This is a genomic window from Caulobacter sp. AVps18 (assembly GCF_058681425.1).
This window is the reverse complement of sequence record NZ_CM178737.1, coordinates 3525442-3542107: the sequence shown is the minus strand read 5'-3', so window position 1 is coordinate 3542107 and position 16666 is coordinate 3525442. Positions and strand designations below refer to the sequence as shown.

17 protein-coding genes are annotated in these 16666 nt (G+C 67.7%); 11 read left to right on the top strand and 6 right to left on the bottom strand.

What is annotated here, in order from left to right; all coding sequences use genetic code 11:
• The first annotated feature begins 55 nt into the window (after nt 1-55).
• The gene (gene arsH / locus ACW179_RS16135) at nt 56-775 is read left to right on the top strand and encodes an arsenical resistance protein ArsH (RefSeq protein WP_492060479.1); all 720 of its coding nucleotides are present in this window, start codon (nt 56-58) and stop codon (nt 773-775) included.
• A gap of 96 nt (nt 776-871) precedes the next feature.
• A complete protein-coding gene (locus ACW179_RS16130) occupies nt 872-1627 on the top strand; it encodes a phosphocholine cytidylyltransferase family protein (RefSeq protein WP_492064337.1) in 756 nt (251 codons plus the stop codon).
• 119 nt (nt 1628-1746) lie between these two features.
• Here the strand turns inward: ACW179_RS16130 and ACW179_RS16125 are convergent, their stop codons facing one another.
• From ACW179_RS16125 to ACW179_RS16105, 5 genes are read right to left on the bottom strand one after another with little or no spacing between them, the layout of a single operon-like run.
• A complete protein-coding gene (locus ACW179_RS16125; protein ID WP_492060478.1) occupies nt 1747-2502 on the bottom strand; it encodes a nucleotidyltransferase family protein in 756 nt (251 codons plus the stop codon).
• Nucleotides 2499-3644 carry a dATP pyrophosphohydrolase gene (locus tag ACW179_RS16120; protein ID WP_492060477.1) on the bottom strand — a complete coding sequence of 382 codons (1146 nt, stop codon included), beginning with the start codon at nt 3642-3644 and terminating at the stop codon, nt 2499-2501. The genes ACW179_RS16125 and ACW179_RS16120 overlap by 4 nt, the downstream gene beginning before the upstream one ends.
• Entirely contained in the window at nt 3644-4708 is a 1065-nt protein-coding gene (locus ACW179_RS16115) for an LptF/LptG family permease (RefSeq protein WP_492060476.1), read from the bottom strand. The genes ACW179_RS16120 and ACW179_RS16115 overlap by 1 nt, the downstream gene beginning before the upstream one ends.
• Nucleotides 4705-5925: an LptF/LptG family permease gene (locus tag ACW179_RS16110; protein ID WP_492060475.1), complete on the bottom strand. Its 1221-nt coding sequence runs from the start codon at nt 5923-5925 to the stop codon at nt 4705-4707. The genes ACW179_RS16115 and ACW179_RS16110 overlap by 4 nt, the downstream gene beginning before the upstream one ends.
• Nucleotides 5910-6347, bottom strand: a complete 438-nt coding sequence (locus ACW179_RS16105; RefSeq protein ID WP_492060474.1) for an HIT family protein — start codon at nt 6345-6347, stop codon at nt 5910-5912. Before ACW179_RS16105 ends, ACW179_RS16110 begins: the two co-directional genes overlap by 16 nt.
• 62 nt (nt 6348-6409) lie before the next feature.
• On the opposite strand from ACW179_RS16105, the gene ACW179_RS16100 reads away from it, so the two are divergent.
• The gene (locus tag ACW179_RS16100) at nt 6410-6880 is read left to right on the top strand and encodes a DUF2141 domain-containing protein (RefSeq protein WP_492060473.1); all 471 of its coding nucleotides are present in this window, start codon (nt 6410-6412) and stop codon (nt 6878-6880) included.
• A 7-nt stretch (nt 6881-6887) separates the two neighbouring features.
• Here the strand turns inward: ACW179_RS16100 and ACW179_RS16095 are convergent, their stop codons facing one another.
• The gene (locus tag ACW179_RS16095; RefSeq protein ID WP_492060472.1) at nt 6888-7781 is read right to left on the bottom strand and encodes a metallophosphoesterase family protein; all 894 of its coding nucleotides are present in this window, start codon (nt 7779-7781) and stop codon (nt 6888-6890) included.
• Nucleotides 7782-7939: 158 nt separating this feature from the next.
• Between ACW179_RS16095 and ACW179_RS16090 the strand changes: the two genes are divergently transcribed.
• The 8 genes from ACW179_RS16090 to ntrB all read left to right on the top strand — a co-directional run bounded on the left by ACW179_RS16090 (nt 7940) and on the right by ntrB (nt 16665).
• Complete coding sequence (locus ACW179_RS16090; RefSeq protein ID WP_492064336.1) at nt 7940-8989, top strand: CDP-alcohol phosphatidyltransferase family protein; 1050 nt, start codon at nt 7940-7942, stop codon at nt 8987-8989.
• Entirely contained in the window at nt 8986-9903 is a 918-nt protein-coding gene (locus tag ACW179_RS16085; RefSeq protein ID WP_492060471.1) for a diacylglycerol/lipid kinase family protein, read from the top strand. Before ACW179_RS16090 ends, ACW179_RS16085 begins: the two co-directional genes overlap by 4 nt.
• On the top strand, nt 9900-10832 hold the full coding sequence (locus ACW179_RS16080; protein ID WP_492060470.1) for a hypothetical protein: 933 nt from the start codon (nt 9900-9902) through the stop codon (nt 10830-10832). The genes ACW179_RS16085 and ACW179_RS16080 overlap by 4 nt, the downstream gene beginning before the upstream one ends.
• Before the next feature lie 106 nt (nt 10833-10938).
• Nucleotides 10939-11517, top strand: coding sequence for an ANTAR domain-containing response regulator (locus ACW179_RS16075; protein WP_492060469.1), 579 nt, complete (start codon nt 10939-10941; stop codon nt 11515-11517).
• Complete coding sequence (locus ACW179_RS16070) at nt 11514-12668, top strand: CmpA/NrtA family ABC transporter substrate-binding protein (protein WP_492060468.1); 1155 nt, start codon at nt 11514-11516, stop codon at nt 12666-12668. The genes ACW179_RS16075 and ACW179_RS16070 overlap by 4 nt, the downstream gene beginning before the upstream one ends.
• Before the next feature lie 316 nt (nt 12669-12984).
• Nucleotides 12985-14403 (top strand): alginate export family protein, encoded by a 1419-nt coding sequence (locus ACW179_RS16065; RefSeq protein WP_492060467.1) that lies wholly within the window; start codon nt 12985-12987, stop codon nt 14401-14403.
• 19 nt (nt 14404-14422) lie between these two features.
• Nucleotides 14423-15736: a CmpA/NrtA family ABC transporter substrate-binding protein gene (locus tag ACW179_RS16060; RefSeq protein WP_492060466.1), complete on the top strand. Its 1314-nt coding sequence runs from the start codon at nt 14423-14425 to the stop codon at nt 15734-15736.
• A gap of 14 nt (nt 15737-15750) precedes the next feature.
• Entirely contained in the window at nt 15751-16665 is a 915-nt protein-coding gene (gene ntrB / locus ACW179_RS16055) for a nitrate ABC transporter permease (RefSeq protein ID WP_492060465.1), read from the top strand.
• Nucleotide 16666 lies beyond the last annotated feature (1 nt).

Here is a 16666-nt window from a genome sequence, read left to right as displayed (position 1 = left end):
GTCGAAATATATGACAGCGGGAAGACGCCAAGTCCCGCTGAGCCCTGGAGGCACAGTGACCGATTTCCCCGCCCTCGACGCCGCGTACCTGCAGCAGCCCGATCAGGCCCGCCTGGAGCCCGCTACGCTCGGGCATCCGCCACGCATACTGCTGCTGTACGGTTCGCTGCGGGAGCGCTCGTTCAGCCGCCTGCTGGTCGAGGAGGCCGCGCGCATCCTCCAGGCGCTGGGGGCCGAGACGAAGATCTTCGATCCGCGCGGCCTGCCCCTGCCGGACGCCGAGGACGCCAGCCATCCCAAGGTGCAGGAACTGCGGGCCCTGTCGCTGTGGTCGGAGGGCCAGGTCTGGTGCAGTCCTGAACGCCACGGGGCAATCACCGGGGTCATCAAGAGCCAGATCGACTGGATCCCTCTGGAGCTGGGCAGCGTGCGCCCCACCCAGGGGCGGACCCTGGCGGTGATGCAGGTCAGCGGCGGCTCGCAGTCGTTCAATGCAGTCAACACCCTGCGCCTTCTGGGCCGCTGGATGCGGATGATCACCATTCCCAACCAGTCGTCTGTCGCCATGGCCTGGAAGGAATTTGACGACAACGACCGCATGAAGCCCTCGTCCTATTACGACCGCGTCGTCGATGTGATGGAGGAGCTGGTCAAGTTCACCCTGCTGACCCGCGGCCATGCGGACTATCTGGTCGACCGCTATAGCGAGCGGAAGGCGCGGGGTGACGCGGCGCCCGCCAATGAAGCGGCGACGGCGGTAACCTCCGGGCAGTGACGCGATGTCTGGCCCTGTATGGGGCGGGGTCTATCCTGTAGGGTCCAACACTGATTCAGACGCCGACCTGTGCGGCCAGACGTGAAACGAGCCGCTGTGGGCCATCCGACCAAAGCCATCATTCTCAGCGCCGGCCAGGGCAAGCGGCTGTCGCCCCTGACCGATACCCGCCCCAAATGCCTGGTCGAGCTGTCGGGCACCACGGTGCTGCACTGGCAACTGCGCCACCTGCGCGCGGCGGGCATCACCGAAGCCGTCGTGGTCACCGGTTTCGCCGCTGAGACGGTGGAGGCCGAGATCGCGGGTCTCGACCTGCCCGGCCTGACCGTGCGGACCCTGTTCAACCCGTTCTTTGGCCTGACCGACAACCTGGCCACCTGCTGGCTGGCGCGCGGCGAGATGGTCGGTGACTTCCTGCTGCTGAACGGCGACACCCTGTTCGAGCCCGCCATCGCGCAGCGCCTGATCGCCGCGCCGCCGGCCCCGATCACCGTCACCATCGACCGCAAGGGCGGCTATGACGCCGACGACATGAAGGTGCTGACCGACGGCGACGCCCTGCGGGCCATCGGCAAGACCATCGAGGCCTATGACGCCGAGTCGATCGGCTTCCTGCGCTTCAACCCCGAGGGCGCGGCCCTGTTCACCCGCGTGATCGACCAGATCATGCGCACGCCCGAAGGCCTCAAGCGCTGGTATCTCAGCGTCATCAACCAGATCGCCCAGGACCACGACGTGGTCCGCGTCCAGTCGATCCAAGGCCTGGACTGGGCCGAGATGGACTTCCCCGAAGACCTGCCGCGCAATCGCGAGCTGGCGGCGTCCTGGGTGGCGGAGCTGGTGGGGGCTTAGGTTTTTGGATGCTCCCCCTCTGGGGGAGCTGTCGCGAAGCGACTGAGGGGGCCATCTGCGCGTTCGCCGCGCCGTCCCCCTCCGGCCCTCCGGGCCACCTCCCCCAAAAGGGGGAGGATCTAAGGGGTTTCCACCAACCCCCGCACCAGATCCAGATCCGCCGGCTTGTCCACGTCCACCGCTGCCAGGCCGTAGGACGAGCGCACCGCCGCAGCCCGCACACCCGCCGCGCGGCCCAGACGCTCCAGCGTTTCGTCCAGGGTCATCAAACCCAGCGCATAGCGGACCAGCATCACCGGGCCCAGCAGAGCGGCGATGCGCCAGGGCTGTTTGCGCAGGGCCTCGGCCTTGCGCCAGAAGTCCACGGCGTTCAGGGCGGTGTCATTGCGCAGCAGGAAGAGGTTGCAGCCCGAATAGCCGCCGTCCTTGAACCGCCAATAGGTGCGCTTTGTTTCCGGGGCAGCGGCGCGGACCACTGCTTCGGGCGCCAGCAGAATGGCGATGTCGGAGTCGGCCGGGGCCCTGGCGAGGAACTCGCTGATCCATTCGGGCTGGAGCAGGGCGTGGTCAACCGTGGTGACCAGCAGGGGCGTGCCCATCAGGCTGGCGGCGTCGTGGACGCTCTGGCTGGGACCGCCGGCGGCGGGCAGGGGGCTGGCGGTCTCGAAGCCGGTCAGGGCATCGACGATGGCGATGTCGGAGGTCGAGACCCCGATCCGTGTCGCCCCGGCCTTGTCCAGCGCCCCCAGCACCCGCGCCAGCAGGGTCTGGCCGCCCAGCGTGATCAGCCCCTTGTGGCTGACCCCGGCATAGTCGGCGACAGGGTCGATACCACCGCGCGAGCCGGCCAGCACCAGGGCCTGGAACGGCTTCACAGCGCCTTCTCGTAGATGCGATAGGTCTTGTAGATGGTCGCGCCCATGGCCTCGGAAATCCGGCGCATCGGCATGTTCTCCTCCAGCACCCAGGAGAACTCGAACTTGGTGTAGCCCAGGGCCAGCGACGCGTTACGCCCGGCGTTCATCAGGTGGAACGGCAGCAGCTGGCCACGCATGGTGTCGGCGAACTTGCGCTTGACGCCCATCAGCGGCACCCGCGCCGACTTCAGGCCCCTGACCTTCAGCCGCCACAAGAGCTTGGCCCAGCCGAACGGCAGCAGCTTGCCCTTCAGGTCGGCGATGGCCTCATTGATATTGGGCAGCAGCACGATGAAGCCCGCCGGCTCGCCGTCGATCTCGGCGAACAGGGTCATCTTCTTCTCGATGACGGGCTTGAGGGCCTTGGCCAGTTGCCGGGTCTCGGCCTCGGTCGTGGGGGTGAAGCCCCAGTTGCCGGCCCAGGCGTCGTTGAGGATGGCGGTCAGCGAGACCACCTCTTCGTCATAACGGCTCATATCCAGCTCGCGCAGGGTGACTCCCGCAGGAAGGCCCCGGCGCACGCGGCGCACCACGATCTCGGGCAGGTCGGCCGTCGGATCGCAGACATAGGCATAGACGTCCTTGGCCTTGACGTAGCCCTGCTCCTCGACCCGCTGGCCGGCATAGGCCGGATCGTGGCCCATCATCACCATCGGCGGGGTGTCGAAGCCGTCGACCAGCAGGCCGACCTCCTCATTGACCGACAGGTTGAACGGCCCCTGGGCGGTGTCGCAGCCACGCGCCCGCAGCCAGTCCTCGGCCGTGGCGAACAGGGCCTGGAAGATTGCCGTCTCGTCCTGCGCCGCGATCAAGCCGAAACTGCCGGTCTTGCGCCCCGGCGCCTGGGGAGCCAGGGCGTCGATCTGGGCGCTGATCCGGCCGACCGCCTTGCCGCGGCGCATCGCCAGCCACAGCTGCACCTCGGCGTGATCGAAGAACGGGTTTGTCTTGGGCGTCAGAGCCTCGGTCCGCTCCATGGTCAGGGGCGTGATCCAGTTGGGATCGCGAGCGTTCAGGCGCGCGGGCAGGGCGATGAACCGCGCCAGCTGGGCCTTGGACTGAACCGGAACGATCTTGAGGTCTTGGGCGTCGAGCGGCATCAGCCCTCCAGGGTGACGAGGGCGTAGAGCGCCAGGGCGCTGAAGACGACCGGCCCGCCCCAGACGGCGAGGATCGGCGAGATCGCACCGCTTTCGCCCAGGGCCGACAACAGGCCGTCCACCACCAGGAAGACCAGACCCGCAGCCAGGCCCGAGGTCAGCAGCACCGCCCCCTGGCTGCTACGGAAGTTGGCCAGGGCCACCGGCGCGCTGAGGAGCAGCATGACCAGCGCGCCGAACGGCCCCGCGAAGGCGCTGAGCAGGCGGGTTTCGTAGTAGCTGGCCGGGCGGTCGGCACCCCCCTTCAGCAGCGCGCGGCGCGCTGAGCTGGCCGAGGGGGCGGGATTGTCCGAAAACAGGGCCTGGACGTCGCGTGGCCCCAGGCTGGAGGGCCAGGTCAGGCTGGAGGTTGAGACCGACTTGGCTACCTCGCCCTCGAAACGGGTTGAGACCGCGCCGCTCAGCACCCAGCCCTTGGCGCTGAAGGTTGCGCTCGGCGCCTCGATACGCTCCACCAGCCGCCCGGCCTGGTTGCGGCGATAGATCTTCACCGCAGTCAGGGTGGCACCGTCAGGGCTGCTGGCGGCGGCGATCACCAGATCATCGCCCACCCGGAAGCTGCGGGGACCTTCTTCCTTCTGCTCGGCGGCCGGCGTGGTGGCGCGCCACCAGGCGTCGAGGATCGGGTCGGTGCGCGGGGCGATGACCTGGGCGCAAGTGAAATCCAGCAGCATCATCGCCGCCGCCGCCGGGGCGGCCATGGCCAGGATGCGATAGGCCGAGATGCCGGCGGCACGCATGGCGATGATCGCGCTCTCACGGGCCAGTTGCGAAAAGGCAAACAGGCCGCCGGCCAGCACGCTGATCGGGGCGATCTGTTCGATCAGGCGCGGCGCGCGCAGGGCGGCATAGTACAGCACCCCCGCCACGCCCAGGCCCCGGTCGAGGATGTCGGTGGTCACTTCCAGCAGGTCCAGAACCTGCAGGATACCCATCAGCACGGCCGCCGCGCCCAGGATGCGCGTGGCGGTGACCTTGAGAACGTAGAGCTGAAGCCGCCTCATGCTGCGGCCCCCCGGGCCGGCGTGACCTTGCGGATGGTGTGCTTGATGGCGTCGCCGAAGGCCTGGACGACGCGGCTGATCGGGGTCTCGCCGGGCCGCTGGCGACTGCCCATGAACATCCAGACGCTGAACCCCGTGAACAGCGCGAACGGTCCCCAGATGGCCAGAAGTGCGGGGGCCTTGCCCGCTTCAGCCAGGCTCTGGCCCAGCAACAGGCTGTGCTGGAAGGCCAGCAGCAGCACGCCCGCCACGATCAGGCCGGGCGTGCGATTGCCGCGTTTGGCGGCCAGGCCCAGCGGAAAGGCCAGCAGCGGCAGGAAGGGCAGGAAGGCGGCGCGGGCCAGGCGTCCATACAGCTCGGCCAGCAGTGTGGCCTTGGACAGGGTGGCATGACCCTCGGCGGCGTAGCGGGCCAGCTCGCCCAGGGTCAGTTCGCGCTCGTCGCCGCCGCGCGCCCGCAGCAGGGTGGCAGCGCCGGCCAGGGGCATTTCGGTGACGAACTGGTCGAAGGCCAGGATGCGATAGCCGCCCTGGCCGTCGGCGGCGACACGCTGGCCGGTCTTCAGCAGCAGGATGACCTTGTCGCCCTTCGCCTCAGGACTGAGATCGGCGGTGGCGGCGGTGATCACCTCTTCGCGGCCCTTGTCGTCCAGGCGGCGGATAAAGACCCGCGTAAGCTTCTGGCCGGCCGCGTCGGCGTCGTCGGCGGTCATCAGCAGATTGTCTTCGTCGATAAAGGCCCCGCCCGACAGCTTGCCGTTCCAGCCGGCATTGACCGCCGCATGCATCACCGAGCGATAGGCATAGCGGCTATAGGGCTGGCTGTAGCCGAACAGGGCGATGCTGAAGGCGGTCAGGGCCAGACCCACGCAGACGAAGGGCACGACGATGCGGCTCAGCGACTGGCCGCTGGCCAACAGGGCGTCGATCTCCGAGCCGTCCGACAGTTTGGTGATGACGATGAACAGCGCCACGAAGAACGCCACCGGCAAGGCCAGGCCCAGATAGTGCGGCACCAGATTGGCGGCCAGCTGGGTGACATAGTCAAAGCGGGCACTGCTTTGCGACAGGGCGTCCAGCAGACGCAGGACGCGCTCCAGCAGCAGGGCCACCACGGTGACGCCCAGGCATCCGACCATGGGCCAGGCCACCAGGCGAAGCATGTAGCGGTCGATCAGACGCAGGCCTGGCAAGCGATGGCTCACGCCGCTGTCCATTGCGCGGCCAGTTCTGCGGCCAGGGCGGCGGCGGTTTCGGGATCAAGGTCGACGGTCGTTCCCAGGGCCGGGGCGGCGGGCCAACCAGCGTCGACGAAGGTGCGACCGCCGTGGACGCGCTCGCCGGCATAGCGGGGGATCACATGGAAGTGCACGTCGCGGTCGACCATCATCAGCATCAGGTAATTGATCTTCTCATAGGCCACGACCTGGCCCAGCAGTCGCTCGATTCCCGCGACGGCCACCTTCAGATCACTGAAGGCCTGCGGACTCAATTGCGAGAAGGCGTCCGCCTTTTCCTTGCATATCAGCACCAGTGACCCAAATGTCGGCTGCTTGGGCCGCACCAGAACCAGCCAGTGATCAGTTTCCGCGACCCGCGTGAGTGGATCGCCAAAGGCCTGCGCGGTGGAATTGATCATGAACAGGCTCGCCTTCGAGGCGTTTGACGCCACTCAGTCACAATAGGGACCCGGCCTTTTCCATGGAAGCACGATCCGCGCTGTTGCCCATCGCCGCGATGGTTCTTTGCCTGGCCACCTCGCCAGCCTTGGCTCGCGAAGATTGCGAAGGCCAGGGTTCGACCCGGCTGGTGGTGCAGATCTCGTCACTCAGGTCGGGTGTCGGCGAGGTGGCGGTGACGGTCTATCCGTCGGATCCTCGCAAGTTCCTGGCCCCCAGCGGCAAGCTCTTGCGGGTGCGCGTCAAGGCCTCGGCACCAGTGACGCGGGTGTGTTTTAACCTGCCCAGGCCCGACATCTATGCCGTGGCCGTCTATCACGACGCCAACGCCAACCGGGATTTCGACCGCAACCGCGTAGGCCTGCCCACAGAGGGCTTTGGCTTTTCCAACGACGCCCCGACACGCTTTGGCGTGCCGTCGTTCGACGCGGCGCGTTTTGCGGCCAAGGCGGGCGAGACCGTGCAGCGAATCAAGATGCGCTACAGCAAATAGGGCAGCGTCAGGCCAGCAGGTAGCGGCCCAGCTCGACCGGCTGGCGGCTCTGCGCGTCCAGGCCCCGGGCGATGACGCGGATCATCGACTGACCGTCCGCGTCGCGTTCGACCTCAATGGCGTGCCAGCGGGCGGCGGGATGCTTGCCTTCGCCGACAGCCGAGGCCGAGGGAACCCCCAGCACAGGAATGGTGGTCGCGTCAGGGCCGGGCAGGCTGCCCACCAGCGGCTCATGCGCATGGCCGTGCAGCACAAGATCAGCGCCCCGGCGCTTGAGAACCGCCGCGAGGGCGGGCTGGTCCTCCAGCGCCTTGCGCCTGGAGACCGCGCCTCGGGTCGGCGGGTGATGAATCAGCACCACGCGAAAGGCGTCGCGATGGGCGGGATCGGCCAGCAGGGCCTCGAACGCGGACAGTTGCGCCTGGCCCAGACGCCCGGTGGCCAGATGCGGGGCGGTGGGCACGGCTGAGCACAGGTTGAAGATCGCCAGATCGCCGCGCCGGCGAACCTGCGGGAAGGCCGCTTCGCCGTCGTCGCCCAGCCATGGGGCCCAGGCGGAGAAGCGCGTGGCGTCGGCTGCGCCGACCAGGGCGTCGTGATTGCCGGGGCTGAGCGTGACTGTGTCGGGCGGGCCCAGGTTTTCCAGCCAGACCCGGGCGGCCTGCACCTCGACCCCGGCGGCGAAATTGGTCAGGTCGCCGGTCAGGGCGATGTGATCCGGGGCATAGGTCTTGATGTCGGCGACCAGGGCGGCCAGCACGTCGGGCTGATGCTCCCTGTGTTTGCGCCGCCAGGCGATTCGGCTGAGCAGCCGCTTGGAGACCACGTCCCGCCAGCCAAAAGCGCCCCGGGGCGGGGGCAGATGCGGGTCGGACAGGTGGGCCAGGCGGAATATCGACACGGGAGCGCTGCGGATTCTGGTCATAAGCGCCCGAAGCTGCTTATCAATCGCCCCGGGTTTCAAGAGGTTCTCGTACTTTGACGCACGGAAATGATCAGCGCGCCGCCGCCCGGCCGGCGGCCGTGACGGTGGGCGAGGCGACCAGTCGCATCTGGGGCATGACCTCTGCCCAGCGCCTGTCGCGGATCTATGGCCGTATCGGCGTGGTCGAGCTCGCTGCGGGACAGGTTCCGCCCTCGGGCGATGTCGTGGTCGTGGATGCGGGCTGGGTGTTCGACGAATCCCTGATCAAGGCCCTGTCCGACCGCCCCGGCGTGGCCCTCGTGGACGAAAGCGGCCGCGTGGTGGCGCTGAACCTGCCGGTCGATCGTGCCGTGGCGGCCGCTGAAGACTTGTCGGTCCTGGCCGGCGCCGCGCCGCGCCTGACGGTGATGGAGCTGGGCTCGGCCTATAACCACGCCCTGCGCAAGCGCGAGCCGCCGGTTCTGGAACGTCTGACGCCGCAGACCGTGGATGCCGTCGAAAAGCGCCTGTTCAAGGGCTCCTACAAGGGCGTCACCGATCTGGTGACCAAGTATGTGTGGCCTGCGCCCGCCCGGGTGGTCACCCGCTGGTGCGCCCTGGCCAAGCTGACGCCCAACATGGTGACCTTCGCCAGCTTCCTGATGGTGCTGGCAGCGTTCTGGCTGTTCTGGACGGGCCAGTATGGCCTGGGCCTGGTCTGCGCCTGGATCATGACCTTCCTCGACACGGTCGACGGCAAGCTGGCCCGCGTGACCCTGACTTCGTCCAAGTGGGGCAATGTCTTCGACCACGGCATCGACCTGATCCACCCGCCGTTCTGGTGGTGGGCGTGGTTCGTGGGCCTGGGCGCGCTGGGCTTTACCCTGCCTCACGGCGGCCTGATGCTGGCCGTCATCGTGGGCGGCTATGTGTTCCAGCGGGTGGAGGAGGGGATCTTCCTGGCCCTGTTCAAGGTCGAGATGCATGCCTGGCGGCCGTTCGACAGCTTCTTCCGGCTGATCACCGCGCGCCGTAACCCCAACCTGATCTTCCTGACCGCCGCGACCCTGGTTGGCCGGCCCGACATCGGCTTTGCGCTGGTGGCGATCTGGACGGCGATCTGCCTGGTGGTTCACGGCGTGCAGATCCTCCAGGGCCTGGCGACGCCCAAGGGCGGCGTCACCTCCTGGCTGGCGCGCGGATGAAGGTCGGCGTCGTCCACAATCCGCGCAGCCACGCCAATGTCGGGCGCAGCGCGGACGCCTGGGCGCCGGACGACGTCATTCTGGTTCGACCCACCACCCGTGAGGCGCTGGAGGTGGACCTGCACGCCTTCGCCGCCCGAGGCGTGGAGCTGCTGGTCATCGACGGCGGTGACGGCACAATCCGCGACGTGCTGAGCCTGCTGCCGAGCACCTTTGGCGAGGCCGCGCCTCTGATTGGCTTGCTGCCGTCGGGCAAGACCAATGTGCTGGCCATCGACCTGGGCGTGCCGCTGGGCCGCACCTTGCAGGAAACCCTGATCGCGGCCCGCTCGCCCAACGCCGTGATCAAGCAGCGGTCGCCTCTGGAGGTGGCCTGGGACGACGGCCGCCCGACCCAGCGTGGCTTCGTCTTCGGGCTCGGGGCCTTCGTGCGCGGCACGCAGATGTCCAAGAGCGTCAATCGCCTGGGCGCGTTCCAGGGACTGTCGGTGGCCCTGACGGTGGCAGGCGCAGCGCTCGGTGCCCTGATGGGCGGCGCACGCGACCACTGGCGCGCCGGAGTAGTGCTGGACCTGTCGATCGATGGCGAGGCTACGCCCGAGGGGGCGCGCTTCCTGCTTTTGGCCACCACCCTCAAGCGCCTGCCCTTGGGGCTCAAGCCGTTTGGCCCGCCGCGCGAGGGCCTGAAGGCCCTGGATGTGATGGCCCCGCCCCGGCGTTTGCTGGCCGCCCTGACCATCCTGCTGGGCGGCCGCGACGCCGCCTGGCTGGCCCGCTCGGGCTATCGCCGGGGCGACGCCCGGACCCTGCGGGTGCAGACGGCCGAACCCTTCGTGCTCGACGGCGAAATCTATGACGGCGCAGGGGGACTGAGCGTGACGCTCGGCCCGGCTCTGGGGTTTCTCGCGTCTTGAGCGCCAGTGTGATCGATCTGGTGGGGGATGAACTTCGCGCCCCCGCACCGCCCCACGCGGTGGCCTTCGCCTCCCGGCTGATCAGTGCGTTCGACAGCCCCGTGGCGGTGCTCTTCTATGGCTCGGTTCTGCGCACCGGCGACCTTGACGGGGTGATGGACTTCTACGTCCTGACGGGCCAGCCGCGAAAAGGCTGGCGTGGCGTGGTGGGCAGGGCGCTGTGGCCCGATGTCAGCTATCACGAGATCGAGCATGACGGCCGGATGCTGCGCGCCAAGGTCGCCAGCATGACCCTGGACCAGTTCGCCCTGGCGGCGCGGGGAGGCGAGATGGACACCACCATCTGGACGCGCTTCGTCCAGCCCTCGGCGCTGGTCTGGTCTTCCGACCCCCAGATCGAGCCTGTGGTCATTGACGCCGTGGCCGAGGCGGCTCACTCGGCGGCGCGGTTCGCAGCGGCGCTCGGCCCGCCCGAGGGCGCGCCCGACGCCTTTTGGGCGGCGCTGTTCCAGCAGACCTACAAGGCCGAGTTTCGGGTGGAGAAGGGCGGGCGTGAGCGCTCGATCCTGGCCTTCGAGCCCGCGCGCTACGACCGCCTTCTGGTGGCCTGCTGGCGCGAGCAGGGGCTGCTTGATATTGTTTCGCGCGGCGCGGTGCAGCCCAACATGACCTATGAGGCTCGCGACCGTTTCGCCGCCGCCTGGCGCAAGCGCCGCCGGATGGGCAAGCCGCTGAATCTGGCCCGATTGGTCAAGGCGGCCTTCACCTTTGAGGGCGCGGCGCGCTACGCCACCTGGAAGATCGAGCGCCACACCGGGATCGCAGTTCCCCTGACGCCATGGCGCGAGCGACATCCTGTGCTGGCCGCGCCGGGCGTTTTGTGGCGTCTGTGGCGGCTGCAACAGGCCCGAAAGCGCGGGGGTGCCTAGGGAAGCGCCGTGAGGGCGCCTAAAATTCGGGCGTTGCGCCTAAAAAGTTCGCCAGTCCAGCAACGGGCGTTTCCAGCCCGGGATGCCGAGGCCTAGGGCGGAGGGTATGCGCGTCCTCGTCATTGATCCCGATCCCGCGCGCGCCGCCCTGGTGGCCGAAGGGCTGCAAGGCATTCAGCCGCTTGAAGTGCGCCAGGCCACGCTGTTCGACGAGCGCGAGGCTGCGGCCTTTGCGCCCGATGTCGTGGTGATCGCCGCCGACAGTCCCGACCGCGACACGCTGGAGAGCCTGCGCGAGTCCAGCCACATCAATCCGCGCCCCGTGGTGATGTTCGTCGACCGCTCCGAGCCCGGCCTGGCCGAGCAGGCGGTGCGGGCCGGGGTGGCGGCCTATATCGTCGATGGCCTGTCTCCGGCGCGGGTGCGGCCCATCCTGGACGTCGCGATGAGCCGGTTTGCCCTGACCCAGCAACTGCGCGGCGACCTGGCCAAGGCCAAGGCCGACCTGGAATCGCGCAAGACCGTCGAGCGCGCCAAGGGCCTGCTGATGAAGGAGCGCGGTCTGGACGAGGACGGTGCCTACCGGCTCCTGCGCAAACTGGCGATGGACAAGGGGCGACCGATCGGATCGGTGGCCGCCGACCTGATCGCCTTCGCGGGCATTCTGAAAGGAGAGGCCTCGTGAGCGGTCTCGTCGATCTGCGCCTGGGTTTTATCGCCTTGACCGACTGTGCGCCGCTGGTCGTCGCCAAGGCCCTGGGCTTCTTCGCAGAGGAGGGGCTCGACGTCGCCCTGAGCCGCGAAGCCTCGTGGGCGACCATTCGCGACAAGGTCACGGTGGGCGCCCTGGACGGGGCCCATATGCTGGCACCCATGGCCCTGGCCTCGACCCTGGGCGCAGCGGGTGACGCTGTGCCGATGATTGCGCCCATGGCCCTGAACCTGAACGGCAGCGCCATTACCGTCTCCAGCGCCCTGGCCGACGCCTTGCGCGAAATCGATCCCGAGGGGATGGTCCAGCGCCCGATCACCGCCCGGCCCCTGGCGCGATTGCTGGAGCAGCGCCGGGCGCGGGGCGAGCCGCTGCTGACCTTTGCCGTGGTCTTCACCTATTCCATGCACGCCTACGAGCTGCGGTACTGGATGGCCCAGGCCGGGATAGATCCCGATCAGGATGTCCGGCTGGTGGTGACGCCGCCGCCGCGCATGGTCGAGCAACTGCGCCTGGGCGGCATCGACGGCTTCTGCGTCGGCGCGCCCTGGAATGCGGTAGCCGTACAGGAAGGCCTGGGCGAGGTGCTGATCCGCGCCTCGGAGTTCTGGCCTGGCTCGCCCGACAAGGTGTTCGGGGTCAAGGCGCAGTGGGCCGATACCTATCCCGATGAACTGCGCGCCGCCCTGCGGGCCATGATCCGGGCCTCGGCCTGGGCTGATGATCCCGCCAACCGCGAAACCCTGGTCGACCTGCTGTCCGCCCCTGAGCATATCGGTGCGTCCGCCCAGGCCATCGCCTGGGCGCTGAAGGACGAGATCGTCTTCCACGACAACGCCGCAGGTTTGCCGCATCGTGAGCACGCGCTGTGGTTCCTGTCGCAGATGGTGCGATGGGGCCAGGTTGAGGCGGGCCAGGACCTTGGTCAGGTGGCCGACGCTGTCTATCGCCCCGACCTCTTCCAGGCGGCTGCCGGCTCGCTGGGGCCGGTCATCAATCCGGCCATGGCCTTCGCGGATGCAGCGAAGGATCCGCCGTCCGCGCTGTTTGACGGGGCGGCTTTCGACCCTGACGCGGCCGAACTGTACGCCGCCGGCTTTCCGATCACCCGCCTGAAGTCCTGACGGGCAAGGGCTTGCGAGCTGTTTGCGGCTGCGGGAACGCGCGAAATTCGAGCAAGGTCGCGTCAAGATCTGCTGTGCTGCTGTGCAATATCGCGCCGATTACAGATGATCGCCCCCGATAACGGTGTTTTTCAATTGCGCCAGATCGGAGGGCGGCGCCTCCTAACAGCGACACGCGGGGCAACGAAGTTCCGCGCTGGCCCGAGAGGGCCGCCGACGGTGACGCAATCGTCGGTATGGATTGGACAACGACGTCCGGAGAGATCGCACACGCGGTCTCGCCGGGCGTTTTTTTTTGGCCTTGGGGGATGAGGGCATGAGAACAACGCACACCAAGCTGGCTCTGCTGGCCGGAGCCGCCAGCCTGATCTGGGTCGGGGCCGCCAGCGCGCAGACCGTTCCAGACCCGGTTCCGACGCCCGCAGTTGAAGCCGCGGCCTCGAGTGAAGCCGAGCCGGCGCAGACCGGCCCCGTCGAGGTGCCCGAAGCTGTCGAGCCGCCCGCTCCGCCGCCGCCTCCGCCGACCGTCAGCGACCAGATCGCCGCCGGCAAGATTATCCTGGAGGTTCGCGCCCGCTACGAAGGTGTCGACCAGACCCGCACCGCCACCCTGAAGGACAAGGCCTCGGCCCTGACCGTTCGGACCCGCCTGGGCTGGGAGACGGCCGAGTTCAAGGGCCTCAAGGGTCTTGTCGAGTTCGAGGACGTCCGCCAGGCCGGCCAGGAGCACTACGCCGTCAACGTTCCCGGCGCGACGACCGCGCCCTTGAACGGCGCTGACAAGGCCCGCTACCCCGTGGTCAACGACCCGGACGTCACGGAGCTGAACCGCCTGCAACTGGTTTGGACGCCCAGCGCGGCGCTGCAGGTCACGGCGGGCCGGCAACGCATTGTGCTGGATGACCACCGCTTTGTCGGCAATGTGGTCTGGCGCCAGGACGAGCAAACCTTTGACGGCGTGCGGGCTGATTTCGCCGTCGGTCGCGTCAAGGGAACCTACGCCTATATCACCCACGTCAACCGCATCCTGGGCGAGCTGCGCGACTGGGATTCAGACAGCCATCTGCTGAACGTCACCTGGTCGCCTGCAGAGGCCCTGCGCCTGCAAGGCTTCGTCTACGCTCTGGATTTCGGCAACTCGGCGATCAACTCGTCGATCACCAAGGGCGGGAAAGCTTCCGGCAAGACCTGGGTGGGGCTCTATCAACTGGCCTACAACGCCACCTATGCCCGCCAGAGCGAGTATCACGGCAACACGGCACCCTATGACCTCGACTATTTCGGCGGCGACGTCGCAGGCACCTTCGACATCTACACCGCCAAGCTTGCCTACGAGTCCCTAGAGGGCAACGGAACGCGAGGCTTCACCACACCCCTGGCCACCGTCCACGCCTTCAACGGCTGGTCCGACGCCTTCGTGACGGCAGGCGGCAACAAAGGCTTCGCCGATGGCCTGGAAGACCTGAATGTCAGCTTCAACGTCAAGCCGCGCCTGAGGAAGACCTACTTCTTCAACACCGACATCCTGGTTCGCTACCACGACTTCAACGACCAGAAGACCGGCGCTGACCTCGGCCATGAGTGGGGCTTGCAGCTAAGCGCAGCCGTCACCACCCGGTTCTCGATCCAGTTCAAATATGCCGATTTCGAGCGCGAGAAGACGGTTCCGCTCGGCACGCTGACGCCACCGGCCTCGCGCTCGAAGGCCTGGTTCACCCTCGAATACAAGCTCTGATCAGACGGGATCCCAGATCATGTCCAAGACCGACAAGACCCCGACCGTCGCCGCCGCGTCGTCCTCGTCCGAGGGGCTGACGCGCCGCAACGCCATCTTCGCCACGGCTGCCACCCTGGCCGCCGTCAAGGCCGCGTTCCCGGCCGGAGCCCACGCCGCCGGTGCGGGTCCTGAAACCGCCAAGGCGCGTCTGGGCTTCATCGCCCTGACCGACTCCGCAGCCGTGATCATCGCCAAGGAGCGGGGGCTGTTCGCCAAGCACGGCATGCCCGATGTCGAGGTGCTCAAGCAGGCTTCGTGGGGCGCTACCCGAGACAACCTGGTGCTGGGTTCTGACCGGGGCGGCATCGACGGAGCCCACATCCTGTCGCCCATGCCCTATCTGATGAGCACCGGGGCGATCACCGGCGGCGCGCCGACGCCGATGTACATTCTGGCCCGCCTCAACACCAACGGCCAGGGCATCTCGGTCGGCAACGACCTGAAGGCCGTCAAGGTCGGCCTGAACAGCGCCGGGGCCAAGGCCAAGTTCGCCCAGCTGAAGGCTTCAGGAAACATGGCCAAGGTGGCCATGACCTTCCGGGGCGGGACCCATGACCTGTGGGTTCGTTACTGGCTGGCGGCAGGCGGGATCAATCCCGAAACCGACGTTTCGACCATCGTCATCCCGCCGCCCCAGATGGTGGCCAACATGAAGGCCGGCACTCAGGATGTGTTCTGCGTGGGCGAGCCCTGGAACGGCCAACTGGTCAACCAGAAGGTCGGCTACACCGCCTGTCTGACGTCCGAGCTCTGGATGAACCACCCGGAAAAGGCGCTGGGGATGCGCGCGGCCTGGGTCGACAAGTATCCGCGCGCCGCACAGGCCATCACTGCGGCCGTCCAGGAGGCGCAGATGTGGTGCGACAAGGCCAGCAACCTGCCGGCCATGTGCTCGATCGTCTCGGGGCGCCAGTACGTCAACGTGCCGATGGGCGATATCCTGCCCCGCCTGCAGGGCACGGTGGACTATGGCGACGGCCGCGCCCTGAAGAACTCGCCGCACCGGATGAAGTTCTGGGCCGACAACGCCAGCTTCCCCTACAAATCGCATGACCTGTGGTTCCTGACCGAGGACATTCGCTGGGGCGTGCTACCGCAGAAGACCAACACCCAGGCGCTCGTCAACAAGGTCAACCGCTCGGACATCTGGCGCGCGGCGGCCAAGTCGATTGGCCAGTCGGGCCCGGCCGGCGACAGCCGGGGCGTCGAGCGGTTCTTCGACGGCAAGGTGTTCGACCCGGCCAATCCGGGCGCCTACCTGGCCAGCCAGCCGATCAAGAAGCTGGTCTAGGGGAGGGCGCGATCATGACCTTTCCCAAGCCCTCGTTTTCAGAGGCAGAGCCGGTGGCCGCGCCGGTGAAGGCTGTCCAGCCCTCGGCGGCATCCTTGCCACCGGCCGCAGAACCTCGCGCCTCGCGACTTTCGGAACTGGGCCGCCATAGCCGGGCTGCGGCGGCGGCCGTCCTGCCGCCCGCCATCACGCTGCTGGTGCTGATGGTGCTGTGGCAGGTGGCGGCGGGTGATTCCTATACCGGCGTGCCGTCGCCGCTGCGCATCTGGACGGAGTCGAAAGACCTGATCACCGACCCGTTCTTTGATCGGGGCGGGGTCGACAAGGGCCTGTTCTGGCACGTGCTGACCAGCCTGAGCCGGGTTGGGGTCGGCTTCTCGCTTTCGGCGGTTTGTGGCGTGCTGCTGGGCGTTCTGATCGGTGCCAACCTTTGGGCCCATCGCGGCCTGGATCCGATCTTCCAGGTGTTGCGCACCGTGCCGCCCCTGGCCTGGCTGCCGATCTCGCTGGCCGCGTTCCAGCAAGCCCAACCTTCGGCCCTGTTCGTGATCTTCATCACCTCGATCTGGCCGATCATCATCAACACCGCCGTGGGCGTACGCAACATTCCCGACGACTATCGAAACGTCGCCCGGGTGCTGCGGCTGTCGCCGACGGAGTACTTCTTCAAGATCCTGCTGCCGGCCACCACGCCCTACATCTTCACGGGCCTGCGCATCGGTATCGGCATGAGCTGGCTGGCCATCGTCGCCTCCGAGATGCTGCTGGGCGGCGTCGGCGTCGGCTTTTTCATCTGGGATCAGTACAATTCCGGCCGCATCTCCGACATCGTCGTGGCCCTGGCCTGGGTTGGTCTGACCGGCTTTTTCCTCGATCGCATCGTCGCCCTTGCCGGGCGCATCGTCTCGCGCGGCAGCGCGCTGAGCTGAA